Source organism: Bradyrhizobium sp. CCGB12, from assembly GCF_024199845.1.
Classification (GTDB): domain Bacteria; phylum Pseudomonadota; class Alphaproteobacteria; order Rhizobiales; family Xanthobacteraceae; genus Bradyrhizobium.
Map to the genome: position 1 here is coordinate 2,672,200 of NZ_JANADO010000001.1, position 12,761 is coordinate 2,684,960.

The window sequence follows — 12,761 nt, forward strand, 5'->3', positions numbered from 1 at the left end:
GGCTTTCAGAATCCGTCCTTGGGTGCATCTAGTCAACACGGACGACATCAAACCGTTGCATCCTGGGGAGCTCTCCGGTGACCAATTCGCGCAGGCCCCCCGCCCGGGCCAGCGGTTGCGCAGCAGCGCGGTTAGGCCGACACTAAGGAAGCGTGCTTGAGGGCAGCGGATTTGGCGCCGTCGCGCCGGCAGATCGAATGAGACCAGCGATGAAGATTTCCGACCGTGACGTGCTGCTGGTGATCGACGTGCAGAACGATTTCTGCACCGGGGGGGCGCTCGCCATTCCCGGCGGCGAGAAGGTCGTCCCCGCCATCAACCGAATCGCCCAGAAATTCGCCAATGTGGTGCTGACTCAGGACTGGCACCCGCCCAACCATGTCTCGTTCGCGTCGAACCATGCGGGCAAGCAGCCGTTCCAGACCATCGAGCTCGACCATGGCACCCAGGTGCTCTGGCCCTCTCATTGCGTGCAGGGCACGGCGGGCGCTGAATTCCATGGCGACCTCGACGTCGTCAGGGCGAACCTGGTGGTGCGCAAGGGCTTCCGCCGCGGCATCGATTCCTATTCGGCGCTGTTCGAGAACGACCACAGCACGCCGACGGGGTTGCTCGGTTACTTGCGCGAGCGCGAGCTGAAGACCGTCTTCGTTGCCGGTCTGGCGCTGGACTTCTGTGTTCGCTTCTCGGCGGAGGACGCCCGCAAGGCCGGTTTCGAGGTCGCCGTCATCGAGGATGCCTGTCGCGGCATCGATCTCGACGGCTCCGTGGCCGCGACCCATCGGAGTTTCAGGGATCGCGGCATTTCGGTCATCAGCCTCGAGGCGTTCCTGTGAGGATGGGATAGCCATGGTGGACAAAATCGGCAAACCGCCGCGCGGACCAGAGCATGTTCCGGATGATCCGCTGCTATGGCCGTTTGCAGTAGCGCGGCTCGCCATGAACACCTGCTTCTGGTGGCTGGAGCGCGCACCCGCCGAACAGGGCGACAGCGGCCTGCCGTGGACGACGCCCGGCACGGTCGCGCTGGAGCTGGCGACCATGCGTCTGCGTGACTGCACGCAGACGAGGTGCGGCCGGCCGGCGCTGGTCTGCCCGCCCCTTGCGTTGCATCGGCCCCTGATCGCCGACTTCGCGCCTGGCCACAGTGTGGTGCAGTCCTTGCAAAATGGCGGCAAGAATGGCGGCGCGAACGGCGGCATCGACCGGGTCTATCTCACCGACTGGCGGTCAGCCACGCCAGAGATGCGCTATCTCTCGATCGACAGCTATCTGACCGATCTCAACGTCGCCATCGACGAGATCGGCGCGCCGGTCGATCTCGTCGGATTGTGCCAGGGCGGCTGGCTGTCGTTGCTCTATGCGGCGCGCTTTCCGGCCAAGGTGCGGCGGCTGGTGCTGGCCGGCGCACCGGTCGACCTATCGATCGATTCCTCATTGTCGCGGCTCACCCGCAACGCACCGGAGCTGGTCTACGACCAGCTCGTCGCACGCGGTGGCGGCAATGTTAGCGGCAATGAGATGCTGCGCTTCTGGTCCAAAGCGCCAAGCCGCGACGACATCGAAGCGGCACTGCAGAGGGATCTTGCGGACGAGGAGGGCGCGGCGCTGCTCGCGCGCTTCGATCGCTGGAATGCCGAGACGCTCGATCTGCCGGGCACTTATTATCTTCAGATCGTCAACTGGATTTTCCGGGAGAACCGGATTGCCGGCGGCACATTCGTCGCGCTCGGCCGCGCGGTTAGCCTGAAGGACGTCAAGGCGCCGATCTTCCTGCTGGCCGGACTGGACGATGATGTCGTACCGGCTGCGCAGGCGCTCGCCACCGCCGGTCTCGTCGGCACGCCGCCGGCTTTCATTGCGGCAGCCTCCGAGCCGAGCACGCATCTCGGCCTGTTCATGGGCGCGCGGACCCACGCCCATGCCTGGCCCCGGGTCGCCGAATGGCTGCGCGACGATCTGTCCGGGGTTTTGGCCCGCAGCGCCTGACGTCGCGGGCGCCGGGTGGCAGACCTGCAAATCCGTTATGCATGACGGCGGATGGCCTGCACGGGCCCCGGTCGATGGGCTACATATAATGGGAGCCGACGGCTGCGGCCGCCGGCGCGAGAGATTGAGGTACTGCGCTCGATGACTTTCCATTCGATCTACGCTCATGGATTTGCGCGCGTAGCGGCCTGCGTCACCACCTCCCATGTGGCCGATCCCTCGGCCAATGCGAAGGCCATTCTGGCCGCGGCTAATGCCTGCCACGAACAGTCGGTGGCGGTCGCCGTGTTCCCCGAGCTGTGCCTCTGCGGCTATGCGATCGAGGATCTGGTCAAGCAGGATCCGCTGCTCGATGCCGTCGAGCGCGGGCTAGCCGCCATCGTCGAGGCCTCCACCGGCTTGATGACCGTCCTGATTGCCGGTGCGCCGCTGCGCTTCGGCAATCGCATCTACAATTGCGCCGTCGTCATTCATCGTGGCAACGTGCTCGGCGTCGTGCCCAAGAGCTACCTGCCGACCTATCGTGAATTCTACGAGGGACGGCATTTCGCCTCAGGCGCTGGCATCGCCGGAGAGACGATCTCGTTTGGCGGGCTGCATGCCCCGTTCGGGGTCGACCTGTTGTTCTCGGCCGAGGACGTCCCGGGCCTGACCATCGGCGTCGAGATTTGCGAGGACATGTGGATCCCGGTGACGCCGGCCGCGGAACTCGCCCTTGCGGGCGCCAGCGTGCTGATCAATCTCTCGGGCAGTCCGATCACGATCGGCCGGGCGCGCTCGCGCGCGCTGTTGTGCCAATCGACATCGGCGCGCTGTCTCGCGGCCTACGTCTATTCCGCCGCCGGGGCAGGGGAATCGACCACCGATCTCGCCTGGGACGGTCAGACCTCGATCTACGAGAATGGCGTGCTGCTGGCCGAGGGCGAGCGGTTCCGCCAGGGCGGCCAGATCACGTATGCCGACGTCGATCTCGACCTGCTCAGGCAGGAACGTGCGCTGATGGGCACGTTCGACGACAACCGCCGGCAGCGCGAGGCGTTTTTCCGCAAGGTGACATTCGCCCTGAAGCCGCCGGCCGCCGACATCGGCTTCCTGCGCAAGGTCGAGCGCTTTCCCTTCGTGCCGAGCGACGAGAGCTTGCTCGAGCAGGATTGCTATGAGGCCTACAACATCCAGGTCGCCGGCCTCGTGCAGCGCATGCGCGCCACCGGCACCAAGCGCGTCGTGATCGGCGTGTCGGGCGGGCTAGATTCCACACATGCATTGATCGTCGCCGCCAAGGCAGTCGACCTGCTCGGCCTGCCGCGCGAGAACATCCTGGCTTACACGATGCCGGGCTTCGCTACCGGCAGCGAGAGCAAGACCCATGCGCTGGCATTGATGCAGGCGTTGCAGACGACCTGGCAGGAGCTCGACATCCGCACCACGGCGACGCAGATGCTGAAGGATATCGGTCACCCCTTCGGCAAGGGCGAGAAGGTCTATGATGTCACCTTCGAGAACGTCCAGGCGGGCCTGCGCACGGATTACCTGTTCCGGCTCGCCAACCATCACGGCGGCATCGTCATCGGCACCGGCGATCTCTCCGAGCTTGCGCTCGGCTGGTGCACCTATGGCGTCGGCGATCAGATGGCGCATTACAACGTCAATGCCGGCGTGCCGAAGACGCTGATCCAGCACCTGATCCGCTGGGTGATCTCCTCAAAGCAGTTCAGCGACGACGTCAACCGGACGCTTGGCTCGATCCTGGCTGCCGAGATCTCGCCGGAGCTCGTGCCAGTGCAGCCCGGCGAGAAGCCGCAGAGCACAGAGGCGTCCGTCGGGCCTTACGAGCTGCAGGATTTCAACCTGTTCTACACGCTGCGCTTCGGTATGCGGCCGTCCAAGATCGCCTTCATGGCACAGCACGCCTGGAAGGACGCCGCCAAGGGCGAATGGCCCCCGGCATTCCCGACCGACCGGCGCCGGGCCTATGATCTCAAGGAGATCCGGCGCTGGCTCGAGGTGTTCCTGCGCCGCTTCTTCGCTTTCAGCCAGTTCAAGCGTTCGGCGATGCCGAACGGGCCGAAGGTCTCGGCCGGCGGCTCGCTGTCGCCACGCGGCGACTGGCGCGCGCCGTCGGATGCGAGCGCGGCGGCATGGCTCGAGGATCTCGAACGGAACGTGCCGACCTGATCGGGGCGGCGGATCGACATGGGGAGATGATCTGATGGCGGCCGGGGACGCGTCAGAGACGAGCGAGGCCAGGGTCGTCAACGGCCTCTACATCTTCGACATCCAAATGCGCGACGGCAAGCGCGGGCAGGCGAGGGGCGTTGTCGTGCTCTGCGACGGATGCATCATGGGCGGCGACAGCTTCTTCTACTACACCGGCAGCTACACGTTCCGGAACGGCAAGTGGCGGGGCGACCTGATCGTCAATCAGCATACCGAAGCCGTCGGCAGAACGCTCGCATTCGGCGGCCGGGAGGTTACCTGCGGTTTCTCGGGTGACTATTCCGCCGATGGCGCCGAGATCGAGGGCATGGCGCTGGTCGGCAAGACCACCGTGACATTCACGGCTCGCCTCACCCTCAAGAATGCGATGTGAAGCGCGGCGCGTTGTCACGTCTCGATGTAGAAAGTTCCGAGGTCCGGAGTGCCTAGGAGTCCGGACCTCGTCACCTTGCCCCAGCCTTCAATCCCCCGCCCCATGTGGTCCCCCAACCCCATGTAGCGCGATCAGAGGGTGATGCCCGTGGAATTGGCCGCCGATCGATGTCCCGCGATGTACGCGAAGGTTGGTGAGCATTCCATTCCGGATCACTACGGACATGGATACCGCTTGTCATGTGTTCATGCGGCATCACTCGCGCTCGTCGTTCTGATTTGCAGCGCGCGCGATGTCCACATCTCCTCGGCACGTCGCAACCTGCATTTCACCGGCCTGTCATTGAACTGGTCTAGCGCTGCTCCCGTCATCGCTGACGGCCAAGGAGCAAGCCATGTCGAAGCCGGTGCTGGGCGCCGCATTGTCCATCAAATCGATCCCTGCGCATCGCGGCTGGCTTCTGGAACGGCAGCGCGATCTCGAGATTCAGGATTTCTTCCGCGCGGATCTGCTCGATAGCGACTGGCGCAGCACGGCGACCGACATCAAGCAGATGCTCGCGGGTCATAGCGGTCGGCTCGGCATTCACGGCCCGTTCTGGGGCTTCAAGATCGACAGCCACGATCCGATGATCCGTCAGGCCGTGACCAAGCGCCTGCTTCAGGGCCTGGATGCCGCCGAGTTCCTCGGCGCGACGCAGATGGTGATCCATTCGCCGTTCACGACCTGGGACCACAACAATCTCGATCTCTATCCGGATAATCGCAGCAATCTGGTCGAACGGGTCAAGGCGACGCTCGCCGAGGTGATCGCTCGCGCCGAGACGATCGGCTGCGAGATCGTCATCGAGAACATCGAGGACAAGGATCCGCGCGACCGTGTGCGCCTTGCCAAGGCACTCGAAAGCAGCAAGGTCCGCGTCTCCCTCGACACCGGGCACGCCAACTATGCCCACATCTCCACCGGCGCGCCGCCGGTCGACTATTACGTCGAGACTGCCGGCGACATGCTGACGCATGTGCATCTTCAGGACACCGACGGCTTTGCCGACCGGCACTGGGCGCCGGGCGAGGGCAACATCCCCTGGGTCGCCGTGTTCCGCGCGCTGGGACGGCTGACATCCAACCCGCGGCTGATCCTCGAACTCCGCAACCACGACGACGTCCGCGCCGGCGCAGCCCATCTCGCCGCGCTCGGGCTCGCCGAATAACCGACATCACAAAGGGCAGGGGTCATCATCATGAGCAAGCTTACCCGTCGCACCATCCTGAAATCCGGCGGCGTTGCCGCAGGCACTCTTCTCCTGCCGCGATTTGCGATCGGGCAGGCCGACAACCGTCCGTCGGTGACGATCGCCGTGCAGAAGGTGACCAATGCGAACGTGCTCGACGTGCTGCGCGAGCAGTCCAATGTCGGCGAGCGCGTGTTCTTCTCCTCGATCTGGGAAGGTCTGATCTCCAAGAACTGGCGCGGCAATCTCGAGGCCGTGCCGGGTCTTGCCACCGAATGGCGCCGCATCGACGATCAGACCGTCGAGGTGAAGCTGCGCCAGGGCGTCAAGTTCCACAACGGCGACGAGCTCACCGCCGAAGACGTCGTCTTCACCTTCAGCCGCGAACGCATGTTCGGCGCGACCGAGGCCAAGAGCCGTTCCACCATCCAGGCGTTCGAGAAGATTCCGACGCCGCGCCCCGGCAAGGAGCTGCCGCCTGATGTGCCGGCGGTCGCCCGCCGCATCTGGCCCGATCTCGTGCGCGTCGATGCCGTCGACAAGTACACAGTGCGCTTCTACAACGCGACGCCCGACGTCACGATCGAGGGCCGACTGTCGCGCTACGGCTCCGACATCATGAACCGCCGCGCCTGGGAAGAGTCCGCGAGCTATCTCGACTGGGCGCGCAAGCCGATCACCACAGGTCCCTATAAGGTCGTCGAGCTCAAGCCCGATGTCTCGCTGACGCTGGAAGCCCACGACGAATATTGGGGCGGCCGCCCGCCCCTCAAGCGCATCCGCTTCCTCGAAGTGTCTGAAGTCGCCAGCCGCATCAACGGGCTCTTGTCGGGTGAATACCAGTTCGCCTGCGACATCCCGCCGGACCAGATCGCGGGCATCGAGAAGAATGCCGCCTTCGAAGTGCAGGGCGGCACCATCCTCAATCACCGCCTGACGGTGTTCGACAAGAACCACGCCCAGCTCGCCAATCCGCTTGTGCGGCGCGCCTTCACCCATGCAATCGACCGCCAGGCGATCGTCGACAGCCTGTGGGCCGGCCGCACCCGCGTGCCGAAGGGCCTCCAATGGGAATTCTACGGCGACATGTTCAACGCCGACTGGAGCGTGCCGGCCTACGATCCCAAGCTCGCGCAGGATTTGTTGAAACAGGCCAATTACAGGGGCGACCCGATCCCGTACCGCCTGCTCAACAATTACTACACCAACCAGGTCGCGACTGCGCAGGTTCTGGTCGAGATGTGGAAGTCCGTCGGTCTCAACGTTCAGATCGAGACCAAGGAGAACTGGTCGCAGATCATGGAGCGTGCGCCGACCCGCGCCGTCCGCGACTGGTCGAACTCGGCCGCCTTCAACGATCCCGTGTCGTCGCTGGTTGCCCAGCACGGGCCGAATGGCCAGCAGCAGCAGATTGGCGAGTGGACCAATGTCGAGCTGAACAAGCTCTCGGAGTTCCTGGAGACCTCGACTGACCGCGCCGCGCGCAAGAAGGCGTTCCGCCGCATGCTGGAGATCGCCGAGCGCGAGGACCCCGCCTACACGGTGCTGCACCAGAACGCGACCTTCACGGCCAAGCCAAAATCGATCAAATGGAAGGCGGCTCCCGCCTTCGCGATGGATTTCCGCGCCGGCAATTTCGAGGCCTGACGTGGCGCCGCTGGTCAGCATCCGGGACTTGCGCGTTGCCTTCAACGGCGTGCCGGTCCTGCGCGGCGTCGACGTCAGCTTGCAGAAGGGCGAGGCCCTCGGCCTCGTTGGCGAGTCCGGCTCCGGCAAGTCGGTGACGTGGCTTGCTGCCCTCGGTCTCCTGCCGCGCCATGCAGAGGTCACGGGCTCGGTGCTGCTCGACGGCCGCGAGATCCTCGGGGCTCCCGCCGCGCTCGACCACGTCAGGGGCGGGCGGGTCGCCATGATCTTCCAGGATCCGGCGAGCGCGCTCAATCCGGTGCTGACGATCCGCAGGCAGCTTTGCGAAGCGCTGGCGCTGCATCGCGATCTCTCCGGCGAAGCCGTGAAGGCGGAAGCCCGGCGGCTGCTCGATCTCGTCGGCATTCCCGACGCGGCGAGGCGGCTCGAGGCCTATCCGCACGAATTCTCCGGCGGCCAGGTCCAGCGCATCATGATCGCGATGGCGCTGGCCGGAAATCCCGATCTGCTGATCGCGGACGAGCCGACCACCGCGCTCGATGCCACCATCCAGGCGCAGATTTTGGAGCTGCTCTCCGCCGTCCGGCGCGAGATGAGCATGGCGATGGTGTTGATCAGCCACGATCTCGGCGTCGTCGCCGAGAATTGCGATCGCGTCGCGGTGATGTATGCCGGCCGCATCGTCGAGGAAGCCCCCAGCAACCAGCTCTTCGCCGATCCCGTGCATCCCTATGCGCAAGGCTTGATCGGCGCGCTGCCGCCGCTCGATGGACCTCGCCGGCGTCTCACCGCCATTCCCGGCACCGTGCCCGATCCCGCGCGGATGCCTGCTGGTTGCGCCTTCGCGCCACGCTGCACGCTGGCGGCCGAACCGTGCGGCCTTGCCGCTCCGGGCCTGGCGCCGATCGCGAGTGATCGCACCGTCGCCTGCATCCGCGCCGAGGCGTCGCGCCGCGCGCTGTTGGGGATCGCCGCCGAATGAGCGCGCCGCTCGTCGAGGTGTCCGCGATCTCGCGCAGCTACGCCATGCGCTCCGGGATGTTCGGCCGAGCTACGGCCGTGCATGCGGTCGACGGCGTGTCGCTGACCATTCCCAGGGGCGAGACGCTTGGTCTCGTCGGCGAGTCCGGCTCGGGCAAATCGACCACGGGCCGCATCGTGCTCGGCCTCGAGCCGCCTGATAGCGGCGAGGTGAGGTTCGACGGCAAGCCGATGGCCATGCCGGGAACGGCTTCGTGGCGTGCACAGCGGGCGCGGATGCAGATGATCTTCCAGGATCCCTTGGGCGCGCTGGACCGGCGGCTGCCGGTCGCCACGCAAATCCGCGAGCCCCTGGACATCCACGACATCGGCACGCCCGCCGAGCGAGAGGAGCGTGTCCGCGAGCTCCTGCGCACCGTCGAGCTGACGCCGGCGCATGGTTCGCGCTATCCGGGCGCGCTCTCCGGCGGCCAGCGTCAGCGCATCGTGCTGGCGCGGGCGCTGGCGACGAAACCCGATTTCCTGGTCTGCGACGAGCCGGTCAGCGCGCTCGACGTCTCGATCCAGGCGCAGGTGGTGAACCTGCTCGCCGATCTCCAGGCGCAGCTGTCGCTGACGCTGCTGTTCATCAGCCACGATCTGCGCGTCGTCAGGCAGATCAGCAATGTCGTCGCCGTGATGTATCTCGGCCGCATCGTCGAGGTCGGCAGCGCCGACGATCTGTTCGCACGGCCCGAGCATCCGTACACGCAGGCCCTGGTCTCGGCTTCGCCCGCGCCGGGCCGCCGCAGCGCAGGCCGCATCGTGCTGGCTGGCGATCCGCCGAATCCTGCCGCGCGTCCCCAAGGTTGCGCCTTCCACCCGCGCTGCCCGCGCGCCATCGCGCGCTGTGCGAGCGAGGTGCCGTCTCTCTCGGCCGTCGGCGGCGACAGGCAGGTCGCCTGCCATCTCGTCACAGGCGCCGAGACACGGGACGCGGCGTGATGGGACGCTATTTCGCCATCCGGATCGGACGCGCGGCGCTCACGATCGTGCTCGTCGTCACCTTCGCCTTCGTCGTGCTGCGGCTCTCAGGCGATCCCGCGCTGATGATCCTGGGGCCGGAAGCGCCGCCGGAGGTGCTCGCGGCGTTTCGCAAGGCCTGGGGCCTCGATGATCCCATCTGGTTTCAGTATCTCGACTATTTCGGCGCCATCGCCAAGGGCGAGCTCGGCCGCTCCATGCGCGATGGGCGGCCCGCAATCGAGCTCGTACTGGAGCGGATCCCGGCAACACTGGCGCTGACGCTGCCGGCCTTCTTCTTCAAAGTCGCGCTCGGCGTTCCCGCCGGCATCTACGCCGCGCTGCACCGGGGCTCGGGCATCGACCGTGCCGTGATGATGACGGCGGTGGCCGGCTTCACCGTGCCGAGCTTTGTCCTGGCGCTGCTCCTTGTTCTCGTCTTTGCCGTGCAGCTCGGCTGGCTGCCCTCGGGCGGACAGGACAGCTGGCGCCACGCCATTTTGCCGATCACAACGCTGAGCCTTGGCGGCGCCGCGATACTCGCGCGCTTCACCCGGAGCGCCATGCTGGAGGTGCTCGGCCAGCCCTATATCCGCACGGCGTCGGCCAAGGGCGTGCCGTGGCGCAAGGTGGTGACGTCGCATGCGCTGCCGAACGCGGCGATCCCGACCGTGACCATTCTGGGCTTCATGGTGGGCACGCTGATCGCCGGCGCGGTGGTGGTCGAAAGCGTGTTTGCCTGGCCCGGAGTAGGGCGCCTGCTCGTCGTCGCCGTCGCGAACCGCGACCTCGCTGTCGTGCAATGCATCCTGCTGCTGGTCGCGATGACCATGGTCACGTCGAACCTGATCGTCGACTTCCTCTACGGCTTCCTCGATCCGCGCCTGCGCGCCAAAGGGGCGCACGCATGACCGACGCCACGCTGAAGGATACCGAAGCGTTTTCAAGCGAAGTGGACACCGGTTCGCGTAAAGAAAACGCGTCGAAACCAGAATCTAGCGTCCGCCGCCGCATCAGTCTGCCGGCGATCCCGGTCTCGGTTGTGCTGGCGATCACCTGGATCGTCGCCATGCTGCTGATCGCGGCCTTCGCCGAGAAGATCGCGCCCTATAGCTATACCCAGCTGGACCTGCGCAACCGACTGGCCGCGCCCGGCAATGCCGCGCACTGGCTCGGCACCGACGAGCTCGGCCGCGACGTGCTGTCGCGTCTTCTCGTCTCCATCCGCATCTCGCTCCTGATCGCGTTTGGCGCCACCGCGATCTCGGCTGTGGTCGGCACCACGCTCGGCTTCCTCGCCGCACATTTCCGCGGTGCCGTCGAACAGATGGTACTGATGCTGACCGACTTCCAGGCCAGCATGCCCTTCCTGATCATGGCGCTCGCGGTGCTCGCCTTCTTCGGCAACTCGCTGCCGCTCTTGATCGGCCTGATGGGGCTGTTCGGCTGGGAGCGCTATGCCCGGATCGCGCGGGGCCTCGCCATCTCCGCCAACGCGCAAGGCTATGCCGCCGCGGTCCGTCAGCTCGGCGCGACGCCGGCACGGATTTATCTCCGGCACATCCTGCCCAACATCGCCTCGACCCTGATCGTCTCGACCACGCTGGTCTTCCCCGAGGTGATCCTGATGGAATCAGGCCTCTCCTTCCTTGGCCTCGGCGTGCAACCGCCAATGACCAGCCTCGGCAACATGGTCGGCTACGGCCGGGAATATTTGACCCGGGCGCCCTGGATCATGCTGGCACCGGCGACCACCATCGTGGTCACCACGCTGGCCGTCTCCGTGATCGGCGACTGGCTGCGCGACCGGCTCGATCCGACTCTGCAATAGGGCGACTGGCTTGCGGCGTGCGCCGATTTGCCGTCGGACACCCGCTTCTAGCCATGGACCTCCGGCGTCCTGCCGCGCCCGAGCGCGAATTGACCGACCGGGCCCTCGATATGAAATTCCAACTCCGTCATTTTCGCAAACAGGTCGATGTTGGTGCTGCCAATGGCGCAGCCGCCGAGACCCATATCGGTCGCCGCCAGGTAAAGCGTCTGAATCAGGCTGCCGACATCCTTCAGGATCAACGAATATGCGATTGAGCTGTATTTCCAGGAGACCCGCCCAAAACGCGCCGCGATCGTGATGAGGATTTGTGGCTGACCCGGCGCGTCCATGGCGAACTGGGCGGCGGCCAAATGCGCCTGGAGTTGTTGGGGGGACGCGCTGATCGCGACTAGCGCGTGGCTCCCTGCATCGTAGTGGTAGAGTCCGCGCGCAAGCCCGTCGCAGTTCGCGACGGTAAGGTACAATTCTAGCTCGTACGCGCTGCCTGCCGACGGATAAGGCCTTGTGCTGTAGGTGACGTCGGAGCCGCCCTCGAAATACGGCTCGCTCTTCCATTCGGACACGACGCGCGCGGTGGTGTCGAGAAACCGCGCGAGTTCGCCGAGCGTGACCGGATTTTTGTCGTCGAAATCCCGTGTTGAATGGCGTTCGCGCAACAGCTTCGGGAAGCGAGAGTCCGGCTCCGGGGAGGACAATTTGCGCAGGTCAATCTTGCTGCCGGCCCAGGGCGGACGCACCGCCGGCGACGGCGGAACGACGCCGGCATAGGTGAAAGTGGCGCCGACCGGATTGGCTTGCCGGCCCTCCGTGCTCCGGGTGTGAAATACCAGATCATGGAAATCCCAGAGAACGAGATTGCCGTCGCCTTCCTTTACTCGCAAGCCGTCGCCGCCTTTCGCATCGAGCTTCAGCAGGATCTGGCTTTCCACCAACAGCTCGAGCAGAAGGAGGTTGAAGGAGAGTGCCTTCCGGTCGAGCTTGCCGATCTTCTGAGGCTGCGACAGCGCAGCAAGGGTGGCAGCGATGGCGGGATCGCCAATCCGAAACAGCGCACCGGCGAGTGGCGATTCCAGCACCATCTCATTGCCGCGCCGGCGCAGATAGGCAAAGCGCGACAACACAACGGTATCACTGCTACCCAGCTTCGCGCGTCGCGGCCAGTAGTCGGGGACTTGAGGCTCGATGACCACAAGATCTCGCTCGTCACGCGAGGAGGAGAGGCGGTATTCCAGAAGCCCCTGCCGGGCCAAGCGATGCACCAGGGCGTTGATTTCCCTGGCGACGATGCTCTTGCTCGCAAACGAAGCGAGCGGAAGACCGGTGCTCAGATGTCGCGCGCGGTCTAGCGCGGCCGCGCTGAATTGTCCGAGGTTGACGGAATAGTCGCCCAGAGAGGCGGCGATGTTCCCACCCGGCTGCATCTGGAGGGAGAAGCGATGGCTCAATCGGGCGGCAATGTCTGGCGCGATCTTCCTGGTCGGCTTTTT

At 65.5% G+C, this 12,761-nt stretch carries 11 protein-coding genes; 10 read left to right on the plus strand and 1 reads right to left on the minus strand.

Features of this window, described 5'->3' with window-relative positions:
• The first annotated feature begins 197 nt into the window (after nt 1-197).
• From pncA to NLM27_RS12900, 10 genes are all read left to right on the plus strand, one after another.
• Entirely contained in the window at nt 198-836 is a 639-nt protein-coding gene (pncA, locus tag NLM27_RS12855) for a bifunctional nicotinamidase/pyrazinamidase (protein WP_254143641.1), read from the plus strand.
• A 13-nt stretch (nt 837-849) separates the two neighbouring features.
• On the plus strand, nt 850-1,989 hold the full coding sequence (locus NLM27_RS12860; RefSeq protein WP_254143642.1) for an alpha/beta fold hydrolase: 1,140 nt from the start codon (nt 850-852) through the stop codon (nt 1,987-1,989).
• 141 nt (nt 1,990-2,130) lie between these two features.
• Nucleotides 2,131-4,164 (plus strand): NAD(+) synthase, encoded by a 2,034-nt coding sequence (locus tag NLM27_RS12865; RefSeq protein WP_254143643.1) that lies wholly within the window; start codon nt 2,131-2,133, stop codon nt 4,162-4,164.
• A 34-nt stretch (nt 4,165-4,198) separates the two neighbouring features.
• Nucleotides 4,199-4,579 carry a GrlR family regulatory protein gene (locus NLM27_RS12870; RefSeq protein WP_254143644.1) on the plus strand — a complete coding sequence of 127 codons (381 nt, stop codon included), beginning with the start codon at nt 4,199-4,201 and terminating at the stop codon, nt 4,577-4,579.
• Nucleotides 4,580-4,973: 394 nt separating this feature from the next.
• Nucleotides 4,974-5,789 carry a sugar phosphate isomerase/epimerase gene (locus NLM27_RS12875; protein ID WP_254143645.1) on the plus strand — a complete coding sequence of 272 codons (816 nt, stop codon included), beginning with the start codon at nt 4,974-4,976 and terminating at the stop codon, nt 5,787-5,789.
• Between the two features lie 30 nt (nt 5,790-5,819).
• Entirely contained in the window at nt 5,820-7,457 is a 1,638-nt protein-coding gene (locus tag NLM27_RS12880) for an ABC transporter substrate-binding protein (protein WP_254143646.1), read from the plus strand.
• A gap of 1 nt (nt 7,458) precedes the next feature.
• The gene (locus NLM27_RS12885) at nt 7,459-8,439 is read left to right on the plus strand and encodes an ABC transporter ATP-binding protein (RefSeq protein WP_254143647.1); all 981 of its coding nucleotides are present in this window, start codon (nt 7,459-7,461) and stop codon (nt 8,437-8,439) included.
• Nucleotides 8,436-9,422, plus strand: a complete 987-nt coding sequence (locus tag NLM27_RS12890) for an ABC transporter ATP-binding protein (protein WP_254143648.1) — start codon at nt 8,436-8,438, stop codon at nt 9,420-9,422. The genes NLM27_RS12885 and NLM27_RS12890 overlap by 4 nt, the downstream gene beginning before the upstream one ends.
• On the plus strand, nt 9,422-10,351 hold the full coding sequence (locus NLM27_RS12895) for an ABC transporter permease (protein ID WP_254143649.1): 930 nt from the start codon (nt 9,422-9,424) through the stop codon (nt 10,349-10,351). Before NLM27_RS12890 ends, NLM27_RS12895 begins: the two co-directional genes overlap by 1 nt.
• A complete protein-coding gene (locus NLM27_RS12900; RefSeq protein WP_254143650.1) occupies nt 10,348-11,271 on the plus strand; it encodes an ABC transporter permease in 924 nt (307 codons plus the stop codon). Before NLM27_RS12895 ends, NLM27_RS12900 begins: the two co-directional genes overlap by 4 nt.
• Nucleotides 11,272-11,318: 47 nt before the next feature.
• Here NLM27_RS12900 and NLM27_RS12905 read toward each other — a convergent pair whose 3' ends face one another.
• Nucleotides 11,319-12,695, minus strand: coding sequence for a SagB family peptide dehydrogenase (locus tag NLM27_RS12905; RefSeq protein ID WP_254148817.1), 1,377 nt, complete (start codon nt 12,693-12,695; stop codon nt 11,319-11,321).
• Nucleotides 12,696-12,761 lie beyond the last annotated feature (66 nt).